This is a genomic window from Streptococcus equinus (assembly GCF_900104225.1).
Classification (GTDB): Bacteria; Bacillota; Bacilli; order Lactobacillales; family Streptococcaceae; genus Streptococcus; species Streptococcus equinus_D.
Map to the genome: position 1 here is coordinate 139,695 of NZ_FNJK01000003.1, position 24,071 is coordinate 163,765.

Consider the following 24,071-nt stretch of genomic DNA (forward strand, 5'->3'; position numbering starts at 1 on the left):
TAATCTCCTTTGTCAGAGCTAAATTACAAATTAGTATCGTCATCAGCCATCATGCGTAGGCTAATGTCAAAGTCTTTCAAGTCGCTTTCGTTAAGTTTTCTAAGGGTCTCATCAAGTGCCAAATCAAATTTTTTCATAGCAGCTTTTGCTTTTGCTAGGCGCTCCTCAGCATTGTAGTAATTCTTAGGAGCTCTTTTGATTTTGAGGTAGCCATCTAAAATATCATGGAATCGTTCCATATCAGCTTCATGCAGAGCAGTAAGCTCTTCACGGTTATCAGCTTTTTCAATTTTTTTCAAAATGGTAAGGTGATCTTGCTGAATGTTGTTATAAAGATGAGCCAACTCTGGAGCAAGTTTTAGCAAATCTGTTTCTTCCTTAGAAGCATTTGCTGTCGTTGGAGAGACATCTAATTTATCCAGTTGCAAGAGAATATCATTTTCGACTGATTCGGCTTTTTTAAGGACACGTTTATAGATTTTGAGGTCCATTTTAGCCTTAAGGTCAGTAACTTCACTTTTAATATGACGAATTTGTGGCAATAGCTGGCGCGCCACAACGACATATTGTGTATAGTTTTTTTCATCGAGATAACTGTCCAAAAGTTTGACTTGGCGGTCAGCAATACGAATATTATCTTTTAAGTCTTGAAGACGTTGTTTAGTATTTACTTTTTCTAAGCGTGATTGTTTGGTCGCCAAATAATAAACGCCAAACCCAATACCACCGATAAAGGCAATTGGGATAATAATTTCAAGTAAGCTTTCGAGTAAAGCAATAAGAAGGATAACGCCAATAATAATAGTGATTAATCCTCCGGCACTATTTCTAGGTCTTGACATAAACTCATTCAATCCATTTCTATCTAAGATTGTATTTATTTTATCGCAAAAAGGGGAATAATGACAAGCGATGACTGTAATTGTGGCAAAGATTTTATGGGCTAAAGTTCAGGAAATAGTTTAGCTAGAATTTTAGGTGCGAGGGCTTGTCCAGGTCCTTCATGACAGTAAGTGTGAAGGTAAATGGCAGGGTTAAAGTTTAGCTCGATACAAGCGCAATTTGGTGTTTCTTTACTAGCTGGTAAGGTCTTGTCTGGGATAATCAAGTCAACACCACAGACCCAAGCACCGACAGCGCTAGCCATTTGCGCAGCTAATGTTTTATAATCGTCTGGCATGATGTCAGTGACATCGATGGAATCGCCACCAGTTGAAATGTTAGAGTTACGGCGCAAATCAACCTTGACACCTTTTGCTGGAATATCATCAGGAGTATAACCTTGTTGCTCTAACATGAGACGCTCGACAGCTCCAAGGTCAATGACTTCAAGAGGTGAGCGGTGACCACGGCCTCGAAGAGGACTCTGGTTTTTGAGTTCTACCAATTGGGCAATGGTGTGTTTGCCATCGCCAACGACATTTGCTGCCACGCGCAAGACAATAGCTTCGCATTTACCATCAAGAACGAAGAAACGGTATTCGGTACCTGCGATAAAGTTTTCAACTAAGACGGTATCATCTTCAGAAAATGCAATATCTAAGGCTTTTTGATACGCTGTCAGTTCAGCTGGTTCTTTAAAAATAGAAATTCCCAGACCGAAGTTAGTTGATTTAGGTTTAACGACGATAGCTTTATTTTTGATTTGTGAGAAATAGCGGAGCGCACTGTCTTTATCGCTGAATTCTTGGCCAGCTGGAACAGGAAATCCTGCTTGAGCGAGGAGTTTTTTAGTAACCACTTTATTTTCCATAATAAGTGGTGTAATGTAGCTGTCCTTAGCAGTCATATTGGCATTTTTAACGTATTCAATATGATCGCCATGCCATAATTTAATAAATTGATCACTCTCATCAAGGATTTCCAGGTGAAGGCCTTTTTGGATGGCTTCAAACATTAACATTTGAGTTGATAACTCCATTGATTCATACCCTTTAAGAGCATAGGGAGCTTTAAGGGCATACTCGTGGAAAGCTTGTCCTTGTTTTTGACCAAATGTTTCTAATGAAAGATTATCAATTTTTTCTAGTAAACGTCCTCCAATAGTTAATTCAGGATTCTTGATTTGTTCTTTGACATGATTTAACAATTCTTGGTAATAAGATGGCAAGTCAAAATGTTCAATCACGCCTTGCATAGCTGATAAGATTTCTGAAATAGGTGCTTCTTGTGGTAATTTTTCAAGCGGGTGGCTAAGAGCAATGGCATTATTAAGCTCACTAGCCTTAGCGATATCTTGGTCAACAGAAGAACTACTATCTAGCCAGAGAAGGGCAAGAACGAAAAGATGAACAGTATCAAGTGTTTCTTGGGTGATTCCACGATGATCAAAAGGATTAAGGTCAAAGCAGCGTACTTCAAGGTAAGTAACGCCTTGTGCGATATAATCATGGATGTGCTTGCTACCACGAAGGCGAACAGCAGAATAGAATTCTTTTTCAGCAATAAGTTGACCAGAAGCTACATAATGTTCGATATCATTAATGTAGTTTTCAAGACTCTGATAAGACACTTGGATGTTATTGCGGTTCACGTAGCCAAACTGACTATTTCGAATAGAACGAACAGGTTGAGCTAATTTGTGACTTAAAAATCTTTGTTCAGCGATTGGCGAAGCTCCGTAAAGATAGGTTAGAAGCCAACGATAGCGTAAGAAATTTTGAGCTAATTTTAGATAAAGGTCGTTTTTGAAGGTGATGAGCGAATCATAGCCGCTTTGTTGGAAAAGCGCAGCGACCAAATCTTTTCCCAGCTCCATATTGTAATGGATGCCAGACATAGATTGTAATTTTTTGCCATAAACCTCAGCTAGATGTTTACGATAATGACGCTCCCAATCATCTTCTAATTGAGCAATGTGAATCTCATCTTCACTGACTTGAGGTGGCATTGATAAAGGCCAGAGGTATTCATCCTTATCAATCGAGCGCCCTGCAACGTCTGTAATGGCTCCTAAAAAACGTAGGGCATCTTTGGTTGACTGCCCGATAGGAGTAATGAGTTCCAGCTGAGCTTCACTATAATCTGTCTGAATATAAGGGTGAAAAGAACGACTTCCAAGACAGGTTGGGTGGCTTGTTTGAGCAATTTTGCCTTGCTGATTAATCCGCAAGCTTTCTCTTTCCAAACCAAAAGTTGCTTGCAAGATTGGTAAATGTTTAGACGAATCTTGTAATAAACTATTGATGTTCATATCTATGTATCTCCGTTGATTTTCAATTATTATTATGGCAAATTCTACCATTGTATGTAATGTATACCTATTCTATGGAAAAGTTTATGAAAATGCAAAGAATTGCTATACTTTTGCACAAAAAGTTTAAGAATTTTTAGAAAATTTAGACTATGTTAGAAAAACTGTCATATTTAGCCCCTTTTTCAAAAAAAGTTCGGAAAAAATAATATTTTACCGTGAAATATTGAAAAAAAAGCAGAAAAGTCATATAATGAATTGTAAGACAAACTCGCAGGTGAGATTCCTGCCAAGTTGTAGAGAAAGGACGAAGATACGAATTTTAGCTTGGAGATGGAGACGACAGGCTGGATAAGTTAGTATCGTTTTTATTTGCTCGCTAGGTGATTTCGTATCAATATCGAACAGAATATGACATCAGTAGTAGTTGTTGGTACCCAATGGGGTGATGAAGGTAAAGGTAAAATCACTGACTTCTTGTCACAAGATGCTGAAGTGATTGCACGTTATCAAGGTGGAGATAATGCAGGACACACTATCGTTATCGACGGTAAAAAATTCAAATTGCATTTGATTCCATCAGGTATTTTCTTCCCAGAAAAAATCTCTGTTATCGGAAATGGTGTAGTTGTCAATCCAAAATCATTGGTAACTGAGTTGAAATACTTGCATGATGAAGGCATTAAAACAGACAGCCTTCGTATTTCAGACCGTGCTCACGTTATTTTGCCATATCACATCAAACTTGACCGTTTACAAGAATCTTCTAAAGGTGATAACAAAATTGGGACAACAAACAAAGGAATCGGCCCTGCTTACATGGATAAAGCAGCGCGTGTTGGTATCCGAATTGCTGACCTTTTGGATAAAGACATCTTTGCAGAACGCTTGCGCGTGAACTTGGAAGAAAAAAATCGTCTCTTCGAAAAAATGTACGAATGCGAACCAATCAAATTTGAAGATATTTTTGAAGAATACTATGAATATGGTCAACAAATTAAAGACTATGTAACAGACACATCTGTTATCTTAAATGACGCTCTTGACGCTGGTAAACGTGTCCTTTTTGAAGGTGCACAAGGTGTTATGCTTGATATCGACCAAGGTACATATCCATTTGTTACATCTTCAAACCCAGTTGCTGGTGGTGTAACTATTGGTTCTGGTGTTGGTCCAAGCAAGATCAATAAAGTTGTTGGTGTATGTAAAGCTTACACAAGTCGTGTTGGTGATGGACCATTCCCAACTGAACTTCTAGACGAAGTTGGAGATCGTATCCGTGAAGTTGGTCACGAATATGGTACAACAACTGGACGTCCACGTCGTGTTGGTTGGTTTGACTCAGTTGTTATGCGTCACAGCCGTCGTGTATCTGGTATCACAAACTTGTCACTTAACTCAATCGACGTCCTTTCTGGCCTTGATACTGTTAAAATCTGTGTGGCATACGACCTTGATGGTCAACGTATCGACCACTACCCAGCAAGTCTTGAACAATTGAAACGTTGTAAACCAATCTATGAAGAATTACCAGGTTGGTCAGAAGACATCACAGGTTGCCGTAGCCTAGATGAACTTCCAGAAAATGCTCGTAACTACGTTCGCCGTGTTGGTGAGCTTGTTGGCGTACGCATTTCAACATTCTCAGTTGGACCAGACCGTGACCAAACTAACATTCTCGAATCAGTTTGGGCAAATATCTAAGAAGAATTTTTAGGTTATAAATATAGAAAACCGCTGAATCTTTGTATTCAGTGGTTTTTTTAGTGATTTTCTAAATTAATGATTTGATAAATCTGAAATGGATTTGCTGACTTTACTTAGTAAAATTGGTCTTTTGTATAATCTGTTCTATATGTTCAGTGATTAACGATTTCAAAAAATCACAATAGATTGGAATGGGAGGAGTGATTCAGTATAATTTACAGTTAAAAGGAGGGAGATTATGAAACCATTGATTTTTAATCCTAAAATTGCAAAAGAAAAGCCTGATGATAGTAGTGATTGTCCATTTTGTCAGGTTCATCAGTTGACAAATATTCTTGATCAAAATGGAGCAATGATTTGGTTGGAAAATAAATATCGAACGTTAGAGGAAACTTATCAAACGATTATTATCGAGTCTGATGATCATTGGGGAGATATTTCAAATTATACTTATGACTATAACCGGCAGTTGATTCGATATGCAATGGACAAATTTTCTAGTATGCAATCGCAGAAAACATTTCAAAGCGTGGCAATGTTTAAAAATTATGGGCCTTTATCAGGCGGTAGTTTGCGTCATCCTCACCTGCAAATAGTAGGATTTGAATCCCAAAACGTCTATGAAGCTTTAAAAACTGAAAATTTTGAAGGGCTTACTGTATGTGAAGAGGATAGTTATCATGCTGAAATCAATTTATCAACTGAGCCAATAATGGGTTTCTGCGAATTTAATATCATCACAAATCAGAATAAATTGGATTATTTTGCGGATGCTATTAAAAATGTTGTCATGTATTTGCTTAAAGACTACTTTTTAGGAAATTGTCGCTCTTATAATCTTTTCTTTTTCAGAAGTAAAGAAAAAGTCATGTGTAAAGTTGTTCCTCGCTTTGTAGTGTCACCTTATTATGTAGGGTATAAGGTATCGCAAATGAATGATATGACTAGATTGGTAGAGATTAAGCAGGAGTTTTTGAAGAAGTTTAGGAGTTATTATGTCAAAAAATAAATTTTTAACAGGTTTTTGTAGTTGTTTGATTGCAGGGGTAATGTTTGGTGCTCAATGGCCAATTGCGGGAAGTGCCTTACATGTAATAGACCCATATTGGTTTACTTTAATAAGGTATTTGATTGTAGCAATTGTTTTGTCAGTGATTCTTTTTTTGAGAGAGGGAAAAGGTGGCTTTACGGTTAACAAAAGTCAATTGATTGGCATTTATTTTTTAGGAACAATGGCTTTTTGTGCTTACAATTTTCTAGTTTTTGCTGGTCAAAAGATGGCAGGAACTCAAGGAACAATATTAGCCTCTTTGTTAATGGCTTTAATTCCAATGGTTTCTATTTTGGTTTTATGGGTTTATAAAAGAGAATTTCCAGGTTGGTTAACTTTGAGTTTGATTTTGGTTTCTCTTTTAGGAGTATTTTTAGTTGTTACAAAAGGAAATATTTCTATTTTTCAACAAGAAAAGAATCTTTTGAAACCAATTATCTTAATTTTTTTAAGCGTATTTGCTTGGGTATTTTATACAATCGGTGTTAGTCATTATCCAAGTTGGTCACCATTAAAATATACGACTTTAAGCTGTTTATTTGGGAATATCAGTTCGATTTTTGTTATAATTATTCTAACAAAAATGAATATTTCTAATGCTCCATCTTTATCTGATTTACAATCTGTTCAAGGACAATTATTATACATGAGTATTTTTTCAGGTGTTATTGGTGTCTTGATGTGGAATGTTGGGAATAAGTTTTTAGGACCTCAGAATGGTTCGTTATTCATGAATTTAGTGCCAATTGTGACTTTTTTGGTAGAAGTCTTTTTAGGTTACCAGATTTCAGCCATTGAAATTTTTGGAGCTTGTTTAACAATTGGGGCAATTGTTGTCAATAATTTAGCTAGGAGAAAAATTTAGGATTTTATAGGGGGCAGTTAATGACGATTACAATCAATTTTTCAGAACAATTAGTGGAAAATATTCGTTCGATGGATAATAATTGTCGTAGCATTTTTTCACCTCTTAGTGAGCTTTTTTGTAGTTTACATGTTTTGCTAAATCCTGAGGGGCATGGACTAATGACCGCATGGGCTATTGAAACTCGAAAACAGATGGATTGTAAAACATTAGCTGAGTTAAAGTATTTTTCGCCACTTTATAGGAAGGCTGTTCCTAGCTTTTTTATGGAAGAGATGATTCTTGAAGATAAGTGCCTAGAACTGCAGCTATCTCATTTAGGAACTAGTTTTTTTAACAAAAATGTTGATGATTTGATTCAGGAACTCAAGGAATTCGATAACACAGAGTTAGTACATGATTTGAAGTGCAATCAGAATTTGGTTTTTTTGAAGCTTTTTTCTTTTTTGAGGGAATATCATGATACCTATTTTAAAGAATTGGTTTCGAATTCAAATTTGATTAATATTTTGAACCATAATGTCAAAAAACAAAGGGATTATATTGCAGAAAAAGGATTTATAAATTTCATTAGCACCATTGATTCCAATCAAATTTATTGGAATAATGATTCAATTAAGATTCAAACTAAGGAAGATGACGTTTATAAGCTAGATGATGGAGAAAAGTTATATTTCATTCCAAGTTCTGTGACTTGGCCCCATGTTAGAGTAAATCGGCTTAAAAATGGTATTACCATCATTTATGATATTAATTCGCAACATATAGGAAATTTTTCGCGACAAGTCATGGCCAACACTTTTAAAATTTTATCGGATCCGGTGAGAATTGATATACTAGTTAACTTAAATAAAGGAAAAAAGACAACCAAAAATTTATCGCAAATTTTAAGTGTCAGTGAGCCAACAATCTCTCATCATTTGACTTTGTTAAAAGAGGCTGGTTTGGTAAATAAAATCCGAGATGGTAAGCGTGTTTTTTATTATAATACCAACAAAGTTCTTAGTTTGATTCCTAATTTTTATAATAATGCTAGTCGCTAATTTTATGGTGGATCCCCTGCTAGAATCACCGTTCTAGTAGGGTTTTATGTTAAAATGAAGGTAAGAATACCCTTGTTTTTTTAATGGCATTTGCTTGAAAAAGAGTTGTAAATAACGTGAAAATTTTCACAGGAATTTAACAAATGTCATACTGAGATTACAATCGTCATTTTGTCTTAATCTGTTTTTGTTAACCTATTAATGTTGCCTGATTTAAAAAGGAGGAAAAATGGTTAAACGAATTTTATCAATTGCACTAGCTTATGTTGGTATTATTGTTGGTGCTGGACTTTCTTCGGGGCAGGATTTGATGCAATATTTTGTCGGATTTGGTATCTGGGGAATGATTGGCGTTATTGTTTTAGGGATTTTGAATGCTATCTTTGGACGTATTATCGTGACATTAGGAAGTTACTATCGTTCGAATGACCATTCAGAGGTACTTTCAAAGATTGCCCATCCTTTTACCAATCGTGTATTAGACATTGCTTTGATTGTTTCTTGTTATGTCATTGGTTTTGTTATGATTGCTGGAGCGGGTTCCAACCTTAATCAACAATTTGGATTGCCCACTTGGTTAGGAGCTTTAATCTGTGTTCTCCTTGTGATTTTTGTAAGTTTCCTTGATTTTGAGAAAATTACTCAGATTATTGGGATTTTTACGCCGATTGTTATTATCATGGTATTGATTATTGCTGGTCATAGTCTGATTGGACATTCTTTTGACTTTGAACAGTTAAATACAGTAGCTAAGACTCTACCGACAAATATGCCAAATATTTGGGTGTCTGTTCTTAATTACTTCGCCATTTGTGTGATGACTGGGGTATCAATGGCTTTTGTCCTTGGTGGTTCAATTATTCGTATTGGCGTTGCTGAAAAAGGGGGAACACTTGGTGGTGCAATTGTCGGCCTGATTATTGCGATTACCTCACTTGTCTTGTTTGTCAATGTTGGAAAGATTGCTTCTGCAGATATTCCAATGTTAGTACTCGCCAATGAAATCCACCCTTGGTTTGCTTTTGCTTATTCCCTTGTCGTATTTGGACTTATTTTCAACACAGCCTTTAGTCTTTATTACGCTCTAGCTAAACGCTTTTCTGAAAATAAAGGTGAGGGTCAATTTAAACGTTACATGGTTATCTTTGTCGTGACTGGGTATGTTTTGTCTTTCCTTGGCTTTAAACAACTGGTTTCTGTCATGTATCCTGTGCTTGGTTACATTGGTTTGGTTATGTTGGTTGTTTTGCTTCAAGCTTGGATTCGTGAAAAAGGCAATGTGCAGGACGAAAAACATTTGCGTCGCCGCATGATTTCTTTGATTTCTAAAAAATATGACGATAATAAGCAATTTACTAAGAAAGACAAGGTAGAATACCAACAGTTGGGTGAAGAATCTGTGGTTGAAACAGATGAGATTAAAGAAGATATTCATGAACATGTCGAACAAGTTTTTGATTCAGAAAACGAGGATAATCATTAAAACTATTGCTGGGAAGAAGTTTTTCCCAGCTTTTTTTGAATATTTGTTCTAGAGGTTAAGAAAGCGGTAAAAATATGCTATACTGAAACTAAAAGATGAAAAGGAAGTAAGCAATGACAAGGTTTGTGACTAGTTTTTCAGGTGTTCTGATTATTCTCATCATGGTCATGGTTGGCTATGTCTTGGCTAAAAAAGGTTGGTTTGATGATAAATCATCAAATTTGATTGCTAAGTTAGTGACTCAGGTGGCTCTGCCATGTTATATGATTTCAACCATTGTCGGTCGTTTTACGGCAAAGGAACTGTTAGAGATGCTGCCGCAACTGCGTTTTCCAGCATTGTCTATGGTGATTTTATTAGCAATTGCTGTGGCAGTGGCACACTTATTCTTGATTGATAAAAAATATCAAGGTTTGTTTGTTTCCATGTTCTTTAATTCGAATACGATTTTTGTTGGTCTTCCAATCAATCAAGCGCTTTTTGGTGATAAAAGTATTCCCTATGTTTTGGTTTATTATATGTGTAATACGACTTTCTTTTGGACTATCGGAACTTATTTGATTCAAAAAGATGGTCGTAAAGAGGTGACTCTTGATTTCCGTGGTACCTTGAAGAAAATCTTCTCGCCACCATTGTTAGGCTTTATTGTTGGGGTGATTTTAGTTCTTTTGAATATTCACTTGCCAGCCTTTTTACTCAGCGATTTTCAATATTTGGGGAACTTGACTATCCCCTTATCAATGATTTTTATTGGGATTTCGGTGGCAAATGCAGGGCTGTCACGCTTGCGTTTTACAAAAGACAATGTCTTGGTTTTAGTTGGTCGTTTTGTGATTGCTCCGCTTTTGATGATGCTTATCGTGAAGCAGACCCAAATGCCACAGCTGATGAAAGAAGTCTTTATCATTCAATCAGCCATGCCTGTTATGACAAATGCTCCTGTTGTAGCTAAACTTTATGGGGCAGATAGTGACTATGCAGCTATTATGGTGACTGAATCAACTATTTTGACCATCATTGTGGTTCCGCTTTTAATGCTGTTATTAAATGGTTTATAAATTTTGAGCACTTCCAAGTACGGAAGTGTTTTTTAATACAAAAAGCCTAGCTAAAGCTAGACTTTAAGGAGATTATGAAAAAGTGTATTCATCCAGTCTTTGGGAGAAGTGGATGGATACGAGCTAGCAAAGCTAGCTGTGAAAGTTTTAGGAATGATTACAGTATAAGAGCACTGGCTTAAATAAATCTTAATAGAAAGGATTATTTTTATCGTTTTTTGAGCACCTTTTAAGTTAAAATGCATGCTCAAGATGTGTTATAATAAAGCCATGGAAAACAAGAAAAAATTATTATTGATTGACGGTTCATCCGTTGCTTATCGTGCCTTTTTTGCACTCTACAATCAGATTGATCGCTTTAAGAACCGAGCAGGTCTTCATACCAATGCTATCTACGGTTTTCACCTTATGCTCAATCATTTATTAGAAAGAGTTCAGCCAACGCATGTTTTGGTGGCTTTTGATGCTGGAAAGACAACTTTCCGTACGGAAATGTACAAAGATTACAAAGCTGGTCGTGCTAAAACACCAGATGAATTCCGTGAGCAGTTGCCATACATCCGTGAAATGTTAACAGCATTGGGTATCAACTGGTATGAGTTGGAAAACTATGAAGCTGATGACATTATCGGAACGCTTGATAAATTAGCTGAAAACGAAGACGAGTATGATGTTACAATCGTCAGTGGAGATAAAGACCTTATCCAATTAGCTGATAACAACACAACCGTTGAAATTTCTAAAAAAGGTGTGGCTGAGTTTGAAGAATTCACTCCAGCTTATCTCATGGAAAAAATGGGAATCACACCAAAACAATTCATTGACCTCAAAGCTCTTATGGGAGATAAATCAGATAATATCCCTGGTGTTACAAAAGTTGGTGAAAAAACAGGTCTTAAATTACTCTTAGAATACGGTAGCCTTGAAGGTGTTTATGAAAACATTGATGGCATGAAGAAATCTAAGATGAAAGAAAACTTGATTAACGATAAAGAACAAGCTTTCTTGTCTAAGACTTTGGCAACAATCAATATTCAAGCACCAATCGCCATTGGACTTGATGACATTGACTACAGTGGACCTGATTTGGATAAACTGCTGCCGTTTTATGATGAAATGGGCTTCAAGCAATTTAAAGACAATCTTGGTGCCACTAAAAAGCAAGAAAAATTTGACGTGAGCTATACTGAAGTTGATAGCTTGAATGCTGACATGTTCACAGATAATCAATTCTTCTACTTTGAAATTTTAGGAGAAAATTATCACGTTGAAAATATCATTGGCTTTGCTTGGGGAAATGACAAAGCGATTTATGCGTCAACTAATCTTGACCTTCTCAAGGATGATTTGTTTAAGGCAGCGCTAGCTAAACCAATCAAAACTTATGATTTCAAACGCAGCAAAGTTCTTCTTAGCCATTTAGGCATTGATTTGCCAGCGCCAGCCTTTGACAGCCGTTTAGCTAAATACCTTCTTTCAACGGTTGATGACAATGAATTATCAACGATTGCTCGTCTTTACACAGAGTATGTTCTTGATAGCGATGAAGCTGTTTATGGTAAAGGGGCTAAACGCGCGGTGCCAGATAAAGCTGTGCTTCTTAGCCACTTGGCTCGTAAGATTGTGGTCTTGAACCATTCTGAAAAAGCCATGCTAGACAAGTTGACAGAGCATCAACAAGCAAGCCTTCTTTTTGACATGGAACAACCTCTTGCAAACGTTCTTGCTAAGATGGAAATCGCTGGTATTTCAGTTAAGAAAGAAACGCTGCAAGACATGGAAAAAGCCAACCAAGCTGTTATTGATGAGTTGACACAAGAAATCTATGACCTTGCTGGCATGGAATTTAACATTAATTCACCAAAACAATTGGGTGAATTGCTCTTTGACAAGATGCAATTACCAACAAGCTACACCAAGAAAACTAAGACAGGTTACTCAACAGCAGTAGATGTTTTGGAACGTTTGGCACCAATTTCACCAATCGTGTCTAAGATTTTGGAATATCGCCAAATCGCTAAACTTCAATCAACTTACATCGTTGGTTTGCAAGATTTCATTTTGAAAGACGGCAAAATTCATACGCGTTATTTGCAAGATTTGACGCAAACAGGGCGTTTGTCTAGTGTTGATCCTAACTTGCAAAACATTCCAGTTCGTTTGGAACAAGGTCGCTTAATTCGTAAGGCATTTGTCCCAGAAACAGAAGACGAAGTGCTTTTGAGCTCTGACTACTCACAAATTGAGTTGCGCGTACTAGCTCATATTTCAAATGATGAACATTTGATTGCGGCTTTCCGTGAGGGAGCAGATATCCACACGTCAACAGCTATGCGTGTCTTTGGTATTGAAAAGCCAGAAGACGTCACACCAAATGACCGTCGTAACGCCAAAGCTGTTAACTTCGGCATTGTTTACGGAATTTCTGATTACGGTCTTGCTAATAATCTGGGTATTCCACGTAAAGTGGCAAAACAATACATTGAGACTTACTTCGAACGCTACCCAGGTATTAAAGACTACATGGAGCGCGTGGTGCGTGATGCCAAAGATAAAGGCTATGTTGAAACGCTCTTCCACCGTCGTCGCGAATTGCCAGATATCAATGCTCGCAATTTCAACGTACGTCAATTTGCAGAGCGTACAGCCATCAACTCACCAATTCAAGGTAGCGCAGCTGATGTTCTCAAAATCGCTATGATTAACCTTGATAAAGCTCTTGTTGATGGTGGGTTCAAGACCAAGATGCTTCTACAAGTGCACGATGAAATCATCCTTGAAGTGCCAAAAGACGAGCTAGAAGCTATCGAAAAATTAGTCAAAGAAACCATGGAATCAGCCATTGAACTTTCAGTCCCACTTGTGGCAGACGAAAGTGCAGGCCAAACATGGTACGAAGCAAAATAGAAAAAATGAAAAGGAAGTGGCTGATACAGTCATTTCCTTTTTGCTAGGCAGAAAATCCATGATTTGCTATACTTAAGAAAAACGCAATAAAAGGAGGCAGCTAAATGACATCATTTCAAAATCCTAGCCAAGATGTGATTGCATCTTATCTTAAAAATGCTAAAACCATTGCAGTTGTCGGCTTGTCTTACCGTGAAAATAGCCCAGCATATGGCGTTTCAAAGATTATGCAAGAAGCAGGATACACCATTATTCCGGTCAATCCTCGCCTTGCGGGTCAAAAGGTTCTTGGTGAAACTGTCTATGCTTCGCTTCAAGATGTTCCTGTCCATATTGATATTGTCGATGTCTTTAGGCGCAGTGAGTTTCTCCCTGAAGTTGCCAAAGATTTCATTGAAACGGATGCTGATGTCTTCTGGGCACAACTTGGACTCGAAAGCCAAGAAGCTGCAGATATATTGCAGGCCGCTGGACGTGATAAAATCGTCATGAACAAGTGTATTAAGATTGAGTACCAAGGGTTATAAAATAATTCTTTGAAAATACTAGTGAAAATGAGATGACTTTTCAAGAAAGAGTTTTCTCATTTTTTCATGCTCTAAAAATCAGATTTTAAGCGTTTTTTAGAAAAAATAAGAGACTTTTACTTTGAAAACTTGAAATCGTCAGATTTTTATAATAAAATGAATGAGCATGTCGATACGAGTAACAGTTAAACTATGTTATAATGACTTTAATCTATAGAACAGGAGAGCCATAATGGACATTCATACCCATCACCGTCCTTTGGATGCCTATGAAAATGTTATCGAGCATCTCAAAAGGAAGCACATCCGCATTACGGAGACTCGTAAGGCCATTATCGCTTATATCATAAATAGTCATGAGCACCCAAGTGCTGAAAAGATTTATAAGGACTTGTTGCCTGAACATCCTAATATGAGTTTGGCAACAGTTTACAATAACATGAAAGTCTTGGTTAAAGAAGGGTTTGTTGCTGAGTTAAAAGTGACTAACGACCCAACAACTTACTACGATTTCATGGGACACCAGCATATCAACATTGTTTGTAAATATTGTGGTGATATTGCAGACTTTATGGATGTTGATGCTATTGATATTGGAAAAGAAGCCTATGAACAAACAGGCTATATGATTACCAAGGTTCAGCTAACAGCCTATGGAATTTGTCCAAAATGCCAAGAAAAACTGAAAGCAGCAGGAGAACCTTTCATGGCTTATCGAGAAGAATATAAAGAAGATTAAAAAAGAAGATGTGGGAAGCATCTTCTTTTTGTGTATGTTAATTATTTCAATAATTGTGATTTTCTTTCGAGCTCTAGTAGTTCTTCGTAAAATACGATTTGAGCTGCTTGTCTGTATGGGAACACGTAGAAATTCATAATTGCCCAGAAAATATATGCTAATACATTCCAACCAATAAAGCTAAATTGAAGACAGAAGTAACGCCATCTATTGCCGTCCATGAGTTCTTTACTTCTTTTGATGACATTATTGGGGTTTGTATAGGTTCCGTTTTTGATTTGGTCATAGAGAATATAGGAAGTCATTGAGTAAGAGTAGCTTTTAATGATAGATAAGATGATTCCACCAAATATAAAACTAAAAAAGATAACAACAACGACGTTTGCCCAAATTCCGGGTGCATAGAAACCATATTTTATTTCATAGAGTAAATAAAGAATTGCAATCCCTGTTGGCCACATCCATAAAATTAGATAGAACCATTTTACGAGTGATGTTACAAAGAGTTTTCCAAAAATTTCTTTTGAAAAAGCAATGCCATTATCAGAAATTCCCACTTTCTCACGGTAGCCTCGCAAACTGTCAAGTAATGCGAAATTAGCAGACGTTAATAGGAAAAATGACAACAATCCCAATCCCCAAAAGATGATATCCACTGGAAAAGCTTGGTGCATAAAAACTCTAAAAATTGATGTAGATATTTCAAAAAGAATTAATGGTGAAATGATATATAAAATCACTGGAAAAAGGTAAAGAGGGACTTTACCTGGAACAAAAAGTGCTTTTCTTGCTTTCGCACGAATTTCGGATGCAGTAGATGCATTCATGATATAAACCTCCTAATTTTTTAAATTTTCCCGAGGAGTATTATACCATAATTAGCTAAGAATGTTTAGAAAATTAAAAGAAGCTGAACGAACTCATCTCAGCTTCTTTGTTTGGTATCTATTGAATTTTTTATTCAGCTTTTTCTCGTAAATCTTCGTAGAAGAAGAGTTCAGCGGTTGTTATATATGGCAAAGTATAGAAATGAAGTAGACCACATGTTAGAGCAGTCAAAATAATCCAACCGATGAAACTAAATTGTAGGCAGAAGAAACGCCATTTATTACCCTTCATCAATTCAGTACTTTTAGTAATAACACTACGAGGGCCTTCATAAGTACCATTTGTGACATCGTCATAAAGAACGTAAGTTGTCATGCTGTATGCATATTCTTTCATAATTGCAAGGACAAAACCTGCAATCATCACGATAAAGCCGATAAGGACAATAACCCAGCCTGCAGCAGAATCATCTGTAGCAGCAAACATAACCCCAGCAGAAAGAATGATAATACCAGCGATAGCGATTAATGACCATAAGAAGAGGAATACCCATTTAACAATTGCGGTTACGACGTATTTACCGAACAATTCGTTTGAGAAAACGCGCATGTTGTCGCTAACTTCAACATGATCAGCTTTGTGACGCATTACATCAAGAACTGCAAAGCTTGCTGAAGCAAGGAAAAGCGCTGATAGGATTCCGATGATACTTGGAACAGATTGCGTGACGCTAATTTCAGTGCCATTGTAAGAATAAATTGATTCACGATAAGTCACTGAAATAGTTAAAATCGCCAAGATAATAGAAACAATAAACAATTGATACTTGCCAGAGAGAGTTTTTAGAAATTCTCTAGCTTTTTGTCGAGTTTCTGAAGCTTTCATAATATGGACCTCCTTTAAATATTCCCTAAAATGTAAATACTTCCACACCTTCATTATAACATCTTGTATTAGAGAAGTCACACGAAAACATGTAAACATGACAAATAATGTGATTTCTGGTAAAATCGTAAAGGTTGCGCTTTTTAAAAGCAATACATAGTAGAGTCTGGATATTAGATTCGTTCTCTGTCTGATTACTTCTAATCATGACAATATCAAAAATGCCCACAACTGTTTTTTGTGGTAGCTAGGAGAAAAAAATGACAGATTATCCGATTAAATATCGTTTAATTAAAAAAGAAAAACACACTGGAGCTCGTCTGGGTGAAATCATCACGCCACACGGGACTTTCCCGACACCAATGTTCATGCCAGTTGGGACACAAGCAACAGTTAAAACACAATCACCAGAAGAACTTAAAGAAATGGGTTCAGGAATTATCCTATCAAATACTTATCACCTTTGGTTACGTCCAGGAGATGAGCTCATTGCTCGAGCTGGTGGCCTTCACAAATTCATGAACTGGGATCAAGCTATCTTAACAGATAGTGGTGGTTTCCAAGTTTATTCATTGGCTGAAACACGTAACATTACCGAAGAAGGGGTTACTTTTAAAAACCACCTTAATGGTCAAAAAATGTTCTTGTCACCAGAAAAAGCTATCTCTATCCAAAATAACCTTGGGTCAGATATTATGATGAGCTTTGATGAGTGTCCACAATTCTATCAACCATACGATTATGTTAAAAAATCAATTGAACGTACAAGTCGTTGGGCTGAACGTGGTTTGAAAGCACACCGTCGTCCACATGATCAAGGACTTTTTGGTATTGTACAAGGTGCTGGATTTAAAGATCTTCGCCGTCAATCAGCTAATGATTTGGTTAGCATGGATTTCCCAGGTTATTCAATCGGTGGATTAGCTGTTGGTGAATCACACAAAGAAATGAATGCGGTGCTTGATTTCACAGTGCCAATGTTGCCAGAAAATAAACCACGTTACCTTATGGGGGTTGGTGCACCAGATAGCTTGATTGATGGTGTTATCCGCGGTGTCGACATGTTTGACTGTGTACTTCCAACACGTATCGCTCGTAACGGAACATGTATGACAAGTGAAGGACGTTTAGTGGTTAAAAATGCAGCTTATGCAGAAGATTTCACGCCACTTGATCACGATTGTGATTGCTACACATGTCGTAATTACACACGTGCTTATATTCGTCACCTTCTTAAAGCTGATGAAACTTTTGGACTTCGCTTAACAAGTTACCATAACCTTTACTTCCTTGTAAACTTGATGAAAAAAGTTCGTCAAGCTATTATGGATGACAATCTTTTGGAATTCCGTGAAGATTTCTTTGAACGTTATGGCTACAATAAGAGCGACCGTAATTTCTAATACATTATAAAGCTTGAAACGATTGTTTCAGGCTTTTTTTCTTGAATCTCAAAAAGTGTTAACCTATATACAAAAAATAGTTGACTAAAATAAAATGAAGTAGTAAACTTTGTTAAAAGGTTGGTGATTATAATGATTTATGGAATTGATCTTGATAGTGAGGGAAGATGTCGACACTATCATACAGCATGTGATGTTGTTGCTTTGAAATGTAGCAAGTGTCAGGAATATTTTGCTTGTTATCAGTGTCATGATCAGTTGCGAGATCATCCTTTTGAGCCTGTTTCGGTAGACGATGATGCACCAGTGCTTTGCGGCAGTTGTCTTCATACGTTAACTTTTACGGAGTATAAAAAGGGATTTTGTCCTTATTGTCACCATGCCTTTAATCCAAAGTGTCAGTTACATGAGACTATTTATTTTTCAAAGGAGTAGGTTATGAAAAACGTCAGGGATTTACTTTACATTGCCATGATGGCAACTATTTTGGTTATTTTGGGCTTCATTCCAGCCATTCCACTAGGTTTTATTCCCGTTCCAATTGTTTTGCAGAATTTGGGAGTCATGTTAGCAGGAGTTTTGTTAGGTTGGAAGAAGGGGAGTTTATCAATTCTTTTATTTTTCCTTTTAGGAATGCTTTTACCAGCTTTCTCAGGAGGAACTTTATTTGCCGTTTTGGCTGGACCAACAGCTGGCTATGTCATTGCTTGGTTCTTTGTGCCAATTTTAGTTAATTTGGTTTTGAAGGGCTTTAAAAATACATCATTTATCAGTTATTTAGTTGCGATTTTACTTGGTGGAGTTTTGTTTGTTGATGTGGCAGGAGCTATTTATCTTTCTGTCTACATGCACATGCCTTTAGTGACATCGCTTTTATCAAATCTTGCTTTTATTCCTGGCGATACGATTAAAGCTGTGGTTGCTAGTACTATTGCTTATAAATTTAAAGACAAATTGGGCTTGGCATAAGAGAACAGTCTTTTTAAAAAAGCGTCTATTTCTGTTATAATGTGAGTAAGTATAACTAGAGAAGGAGCCTATTATGAAACTCACAACACTTGGTTGCTGGGGAGCATACCCTTATAAAGATAGCGGAACAACCTCTTATCTTGTTACGAGTGAAGATGGTTTTCAATTGCTTATGGATTGTGGAAGCCGTGCCGTCACAGAATTAGAAAAAGAAATCAGCCCACTTGATTTGGATGCGGTGATTATTTCACATTATCACCCTGATCATATTGCTGATCTTGGTGTACTTCGTCATTATTTCCAACTTTATCCAAAACACCTTTGGACACCAAAAGTTTTGCCGATTTACGGTCACAACGAAGACGAAGTTGAATTTGCTAAATTGACTTTACCAGGCGTTTCTGAAGGAAAAGCTTACGATGTCACTGGCGTTGAAAAAATTGGTCCATTTGATATTACCTTTATCAAAACGGTCCACCCCGTTCCTTGCTATGCCTTTCGTATTGTCGAACGTGCAACTGGTCAATCGCTAGTCTTTACTGGTGATACAGGCTATTTTGCTGAATTGGAAAAATTCGCCGCAGGCGCAGATCTCTTTTTGGCAGATGTTTACCTTTATGCAGGAAATGAAAATCACCCAGCTCATTTGACAACGAAAGAAGCAGGAGAGATTGCCAAAGCTGCAGGTGTGAAATCACTTGTCTTGACGCACACGCCACCAGTGCCACCACAAGGTATTGATGCTAAAAATCACCTTCAAGTGCTTAAAGAAGAAGCACAAGGTTTTGCTGACGGTGTGCCAGTTGACTTGGCTGAGCCACACAAATCTTGGCAAATCGGGGAGCTCTAATGGCTGAATTTACGCAGGAAGAAAAAGAGTTTTTCATGCGAGAAGCGCTCAAGGAAGCGCAAAAATCGCTAGAAAAAGAAGAAATTCCAATTGGCTGTGTTATTGTCAAAGATGGTGAGATTATTGGACGTGGGCACAATGCGCGTGAAGAAGAGCAAAAAGCGATTTTGCATGCTGAAATTATGGCCATCAATGAAGCTAATGAGAACGAAGGCAATTGGCGTTTGCTTGAGAGTACTTTATTTGTCACCATTGAACCTTGTGTCATGTGCAGTGGAGCTATTGGGCTTGCCCGCATTCCACAAGTGATTTATGGAGCTGCTAATCAAAAATTTGGCGGAGCAGGCAGTCTTTACGATATTCTGACAGATGTTCGTCTCAACCACCGTGTTGAGGTCGAAACGGGCATTCTTGAGGCTGAATGTGCTGGCATTATGCAGGACTTTTTCCGAAAAAATCGTGAGAAGAAAAAAGCAGCCAAGAAGCAAGCCAAAGAGCAGTGCTGATTTGCATAATCAAAAAAATATGATATAATAGCTATCGGAGCAACATCTGCGCGTGAAGCGGGTCAGGGGAGGAATCCAGCAGCCCTAAGCGATTGTAGGTGTGTGCTCTTTTTTATTCTTTAAAATGCTTGAAATCATGCAAAAAAAGCGGAGTTTTTTCATGCATGAATGATTGTTTCATGAAAGTTTTCAGCAAGTTAGAAAAAGTCCGTGAAACGCTTTATTTTATAGGATTATTTAGCAAAAATGATTGAAAAAAAGTGTATAAAAGAGTAATATAGAAGAGAAATTTAATTTTTTGAGGAGTATTGTAATGACACATATTAAATTTGACTATTCAAAATTGTTGGGTCAATTCGTCGAACAAGAAGAAATCGACTTCATGCAAACACAAGTCAACGTTGCTGACGAATATTTGCGTAAAGGTACAGGACCTGGTTCTGATTTCCTTGGTTGGGTAGACCTTCCTGAAAACTACGACAAAGAAGAATTTGCTCGTATTCAAAAAGCTGCTGCTAAAATCCAATCAGACAGCGAAGTTCTTGTCGTTATCGGTATCGGTGGTTCTTACCTTGGAGCACGTGCTGCTATCGATTTCTTGAGCAATCACTTCTACAACCTTCAAGCATCTGCAGATCGTAAAGGTCCACAAATCCTTTACGCTGGTAACTCAATTTCTTCAACTTACCTTGCAGACCTTGTTGAATACGTTAAAGATAAAGATTTCTCAGTTAACATCATTTCTAAATCAGGTACTACAACTGAACCAGCTATCGCTTTCCGTGTCTTCAAAGAACTTCTAGTTGAAAAATACGGTCAAGAAGAAGCTAACAAACGTATCTACGCTACAACTGATAAAGCTAAAGGTGCTGTTAAAGTTGAAGCTGTTGCTAACGATTGGGAAACATTTGTTGTTCCAGATAACGTTGGTGGACGTTTCTCAGTATTGACTGCTGTAGGTCTTCTTCCAATCGCTGCTGCTGGTATCGATATCGAAGCTCTTATGAACGGTGCTAACGCTGCTCGTAAAGAATTGACTTCTGCTGAAATCTCAGAAAACATCGCTTACCAATACGCTGCAGTTCGTAACGTACTTTACCGTAAAGGTTACATCACTGAAATCTTGGCTAACTACGAACCATCACTTCAATACTTTGGTGAATGGTGGAAACAATTAGCTGGTGAATCAGAAGGTAAACACCAAAAGGGTATCTACCCAACATCTGCTAACTTCTCAACTGACCTTCACTCACTTGGTCAATTTATCCAAGAAGGTTACCGTAACATCTTCGAAACAGTTGTTCGTGTTGATAAACCACGTAAAAACGTTGTTATCCCTGAATTGTCAGAAGATCTTGATGGTCTTGGATACCTTCAAGGTAAAGATGTTGACTTCGTAAACAAAAAAGCAACTGATGGTGTACTTCTTGCTCACACTGATGGTGGCGTACCTAACATGTTCTTGACACTTCCTCAACAAGATGAATTCACTCTTGGTTACACAATCTACTTCTTCGAGTTGGCTATCGGTCTTTCAGGTTACCTTAACGCTGTTAACCCATTCAACCAACCAGGTGTAGAAGCATACAAGAAAAACATGTTTGCTCTTCTTGGTAAACCAGGATTTGAAGACTTGTCAGCTGAATTGAACGCACGTCTTTAATTCATCAATACACAGATAAAAAGCTTCCGAAAGGAAGCTTTTTTTTGCGTGTGAAAAATATGTGAGCATGAAATTGTGAAAACAAATAAAATTTCTTTCCAAATTTTCTGAATATTTGTTATAATAGTATACAATTAACTAACTTTGAATGGAAGGAATAGAGTGTTTGGCAAGGGAGTAGTTTTTATTACCCCAAGCTAAAGTATTGGAAAAGGCGAATTTCTGCCATTTACACTCTTGGTATCTTAAATATGACTGCACAAAAAATGACGGCTCAAGAGATTATTGCTTTTATTGGAAATGCGGAGAAAAAAACAAATGTTAAGGTAACATTTGAAGGTGAACTTGCTGCAGCTGTTCCAGAGAGCGTTCTAAAATTGGGTAATGTGCTTTTTGGTGACTGGAAAGATATTGAACCACTTTTGGCTAATTTGACTGAAAATAAAGATTACGTTGTTGAACAAGATGGCCGTAATTCAGCTGTTCCATTGCTTGATAAACGTAATATTAATGCACGTATTGAGCCAGGTGCTATTATTCGTGACCAAGTGACTATTGATGATAATGCCGTGGTTATGATGGGTGCAGTTATTAATATCGGTGCAGAAATCGGTGCTGGTACTATGATTGATATGGGTGCTGTTCTTGGTGGACGTGCTATTGTTGGTAAAAACAGCCATATTGGTGCAGGAGCAGTACTTGCAGGTGTGATTGAACCAGCTTCAGCAGAACCAGTTCGTATTGGAGATAACGTTCTTGTTGGTGCTAATGCCGTGGTTATCGAAGGTGTTCAAGTTGGTAATGGTTCTGTCGTAGCAGCGGGAGCTATTGTCACTAAAGATGTTCCAAAAAATGTTGTGGTAGCAGGCGTTCCTGCACGTGTCATTAAAGAAATTGATGCCAAAACACAACAAAAAACAGCGCTTGAAGACGCTTTGCGTAATTTATAATAAGAGATATAAAGGCTTGGGAAATTCTCTCAAGCTTTTAAAAAATAAAGGAAACAATATGAATTTAGATTTAATTAAAATTCGTCGTGATTTGCATCAGATTCCTGAGATTGGTTTGGAGGAATTTAAAACTCAAGCTTACCTTTTAGACAGTATTGCAGAAATCACAGCTGGAAAAAATTTTGTTGAACAACGTACTTGGCGAACTGGTATTTTGGTCTTTTTAAAAGGTTCAGCTCCTCAGAAGACCATTGGCTGGCGCACAGATATCGATGCCTTGCCAGTGATTGAAGAGACGGGTCTACCATTTTCTAGTCAACATGAAGGACGTATGCATGCTTGTGGTCATGATATGCACATGACAGTTGCTCTTGGTTTGTTAAATGAATTGGTACAAGTACAGCCTAAAAATAATCTTCTTTTCCTTTTCCAACCAGCTGAGGAAAATGAGGCTGGTGGCATGCTGATGTATCAAGATAATGCTTTTGGAGATTGGAAGCCAGATGAATTTTATGGGCTTCATGTGAGACCTGATTTTAAAGTTGGTGATATCGCGACAAATACCTCAACTTTATTTGCAGGGACTTGTGAAGTTTTGGTGACGTTTAAAGGAAAAGGCGGACATGCAGCTTTTCCACACGAAGCAAACGATGCGCTTGTAGCGGCTTCTTATTTTGTGACACAAGTACAGACGATTGTTAGCCGTAATGTTGACCCTATTCAGGGTGGTGTTGTCACTTTTGGGTCTTTCCATTCTGGAACAACTAATAATGTTATTGCAGAAACCGCACAGTTGCATGGAACTATCCGAACGTTGACGCAGGAGATGAGTCTCTTAATTCAAAAACGTGTAACAGAGATAGCTCAAGGAGTGGCAGCAAGTTTTGGTATGGAAGTTGATGTAAACCTTAAGCAGGGTGGTTATTTACCTGTGGAAAATAATCCTGAACTAGCAAGTGAACTTATGGATTTCTTTAGAAACAGAGAAGCGGTTCATTTGATTGATTGTTCGCCAGCTATGACTGGAGAAGATTTTGGCTATTTATTGCATCAAATTCCTGGAGTCATGTTCTGGCTTGGAGTGGATACGCCATATGCGCTCCATCATCCTAAAATGAGTCCAAATGAAGCGGCGCTTCCATTTGCGGTTAGTGAAATCTCAGCCTTCTTAAAAGAAAAAGCAGCGAATTAAAAAAGTAGCAGGGTTAGACCCTTGCTACTTTTTAGGTTTAGGAAATAAAAAAGCCGCTATTGGGAGGTAGCGGCTTAAAAAGGGAAGGACATGATTTTTCAATCATGTCCAGGAGATTTATGAAAAGGGAATAACTCCAAAAGAGCCAATTCCCAGCGGTTTGGGAGAACCGCTATTTAGGATAGATATAGTATAGCCGAGAAACCTTAAAGAAACCTTAAAGTAAATTTTAAGGTTTTTACTGAGTAAAAA

At 37.4% G+C, this 24,071-nt stretch carries 21 protein-coding genes and 1 other RNA gene; 18 read left to right on the plus strand and 4 right to left on the minus strand.

The window, feature by feature from the left end:
- Positions 1-23 precede the first annotated feature (23 nt).
- Positions 24-842: a hypothetical protein gene (locus BLP98_RS05840; RefSeq protein ID WP_074482357.1), complete on the minus strand. Its 819-nt coding sequence runs from the start codon at positions 840-842 to the stop codon at positions 24-26.
- A gap of 101 nt (positions 843-943) precedes the next feature.
- Positions 944-3,193 carry a bifunctional glutamate--cysteine ligase GshA/glutathione synthetase GshB gene (gshAB, locus tag BLP98_RS05845; protein ID WP_074482358.1) on the minus strand — a complete coding sequence of 750 codons (2,250 nt, stop codon included), beginning with the start codon at positions 3,191-3,193 and terminating at the stop codon, positions 944-946.
- A gap of 411 nt (positions 3,194-3,604) precedes the next feature.
- Here gshAB and BLP98_RS05850 point away from each other — a divergent pair, with 411 nt between their 5' ends.
- From BLP98_RS05850 to perR, 9 genes are all read left to right on the plus strand, one after another.
- Complete coding sequence (locus BLP98_RS05850) at positions 3,605-4,897, plus strand: adenylosuccinate synthase (protein ID WP_074482359.1); 1,293 nt, start codon at positions 3,605-3,607, stop codon at positions 4,895-4,897.
- A gap of 241 nt (positions 4,898-5,138) precedes the next feature.
- The gene (locus tag BLP98_RS05855; RefSeq protein WP_074482360.1) at positions 5,139-5,909 is read left to right on the plus strand and encodes a DUF4931 domain-containing protein; all 771 of its coding nucleotides are present in this window, start codon (positions 5,139-5,141) and stop codon (positions 5,907-5,909) included.
- Positions 5,896-6,816: a DMT family transporter gene (locus BLP98_RS05860; RefSeq protein WP_074482361.1), complete on the plus strand. Its 921-nt coding sequence runs from the start codon at positions 5,896-5,898 to the stop codon at positions 6,814-6,816. The genes BLP98_RS05855 and BLP98_RS05860 overlap by 14 nt, the downstream gene beginning before the upstream one ends.
- Positions 6,817-6,836: 20 nt before the next feature.
- A complete protein-coding gene (locus BLP98_RS05865) occupies positions 6,837-7,859 on the plus strand; it encodes an ArsR/SmtB family transcription factor (RefSeq protein ID WP_074482362.1) in 1,023 nt (340 codons plus the stop codon).
- Positions 7,860-8,088: 229 nt separating this feature from the next.
- Positions 8,089-9,342 carry a YkvI family membrane protein gene (locus BLP98_RS05870; protein ID WP_074482363.1) on the plus strand — a complete coding sequence of 418 codons (1,254 nt, stop codon included), beginning with the start codon at positions 8,089-8,091 and terminating at the stop codon, positions 9,340-9,342.
- 113 nt (positions 9,343-9,455) lie between these two features.
- On the plus strand, positions 9,456-10,400 hold the full coding sequence (locus BLP98_RS05875) for an AEC family transporter (RefSeq protein ID WP_074482364.1): 945 nt from the start codon (positions 9,456-9,458) through the stop codon (positions 10,398-10,400).
- A gap of 270 nt (positions 10,401-10,670) precedes the next feature.
- Complete coding sequence (gene polA, locus BLP98_RS05880) at positions 10,671-13,307, plus strand: DNA polymerase I (RefSeq protein ID WP_074482442.1); 2,637 nt, start codon at positions 10,671-10,673, stop codon at positions 13,305-13,307.
- A gap of 104 nt (positions 13,308-13,411) precedes the next feature.
- Positions 13,412-13,834 (plus strand): CoA-binding protein, encoded by a 423-nt coding sequence (locus tag BLP98_RS05885; RefSeq protein ID WP_074482365.1) that lies wholly within the window; start codon positions 13,412-13,414, stop codon positions 13,832-13,834.
- A gap of 232 nt (positions 13,835-14,066) precedes the next feature.
- Entirely contained in the window at positions 14,067-14,573 is a 507-nt protein-coding gene (gene perR / locus BLP98_RS05890; RefSeq protein WP_074482366.1) for a peroxide-responsive transcriptional repressor PerR, read from the plus strand.
- 41 nt (positions 14,574-14,614) lie between these two features.
- Here perR and BLP98_RS05895 read toward each other — a convergent pair whose 3' ends face one another.
- Both BLP98_RS05895 and BLP98_RS05900 read right to left on the minus strand, forming a co-directional pair.
- Entirely contained in the window at positions 14,615-15,400 is a 786-nt protein-coding gene (locus tag BLP98_RS05895; RefSeq protein WP_074482367.1) for a DUF975 family protein, read from the minus strand.
- Positions 15,401-15,530: 130 nt separating this feature from the next.
- The gene (locus BLP98_RS05900; RefSeq protein WP_074482368.1) at positions 15,531-16,286 is read right to left on the minus strand and encodes a DUF975 family protein; all 756 of its coding nucleotides are present in this window, start codon (positions 16,284-16,286) and stop codon (positions 15,531-15,533) included.
- 260 nt (positions 16,287-16,546) lie between these two features.
- On the opposite strand from BLP98_RS05900, the gene tgt reads away from it, so the two are divergent.
- From tgt to BLP98_RS05945, 9 genes are all read left to right on the plus strand, one after another.
- The gene (gene tgt / locus BLP98_RS05905; RefSeq protein WP_074482369.1) at positions 16,547-17,689 is read left to right on the plus strand and encodes a tRNA guanosine(34) transglycosylase Tgt; all 1,143 of its coding nucleotides are present in this window, start codon (positions 16,547-16,549) and stop codon (positions 17,687-17,689) included.
- Between the two features lie 132 nt (positions 17,690-17,821).
- Positions 17,822-18,124 (plus strand): CHY zinc finger protein, encoded by a 303-nt coding sequence (locus BLP98_RS05910; RefSeq protein WP_419177411.1) that lies wholly within the window; start codon positions 17,822-17,824, stop codon positions 18,122-18,124.
- A 3-nt stretch (positions 18,125-18,127) separates the two neighbouring features.
- On the plus strand, positions 18,128-18,658 hold the full coding sequence (locus BLP98_RS05915; RefSeq protein WP_074482370.1) for a biotin transporter BioY: 531 nt from the start codon (positions 18,128-18,130) through the stop codon (positions 18,656-18,658).
- Positions 18,659-18,731: 73 nt separating this feature from the next.
- On the plus strand, positions 18,732-19,508 hold the full coding sequence (locus BLP98_RS05920; RefSeq protein WP_074482371.1) for an MBL fold metallo-hydrolase: 777 nt from the start codon (positions 18,732-18,734) through the stop codon (positions 19,506-19,508).
- Positions 19,508-20,014: a tRNA adenosine(34) deaminase TadA gene (gene tadA / locus BLP98_RS05925; protein ID WP_074482372.1), complete on the plus strand. Its 507-nt coding sequence runs from the start codon at positions 19,508-19,510 to the stop codon at positions 20,012-20,014. The genes BLP98_RS05920 and tadA overlap by 1 nt, the downstream gene beginning before the upstream one ends.
- A 26-nt stretch (positions 20,015-20,040) precedes the next feature.
- Positions 20,041-20,138: signal recognition particle sRNA small type (gene ffs / locus BLP98_RS05930), an RNA gene on the plus strand.
- 189 nt (positions 20,139-20,327) lie between these two features.
- Positions 20,328-21,677 (plus strand): glucose-6-phosphate isomerase, encoded by a 1,350-nt coding sequence (locus tag BLP98_RS05935; RefSeq protein ID WP_074480136.1) that lies wholly within the window; start codon positions 20,328-20,330, stop codon positions 21,675-21,677.
- 251 nt (positions 21,678-21,928) lie between these two features.
- Positions 21,929-22,627 (plus strand): 2,3,4,5-tetrahydropyridine-2,6-dicarboxylate N-acetyltransferase, encoded by a 699-nt coding sequence (gene dapD / locus BLP98_RS05940; RefSeq protein ID WP_074482373.1) that lies wholly within the window; start codon positions 21,929-21,931, stop codon positions 22,625-22,627.
- Positions 22,628-22,685: 58 nt separating this feature from the next.
- The gene (locus BLP98_RS05945; protein ID WP_074482374.1) at positions 22,686-23,819 is read left to right on the plus strand and encodes an N-acetyldiaminopimelate deacetylase; all 1,134 of its coding nucleotides are present in this window, start codon (positions 22,686-22,688) and stop codon (positions 23,817-23,819) included.
- The last annotated feature ends 252 nt before the right edge of the window (positions 23,820-24,071 follow it).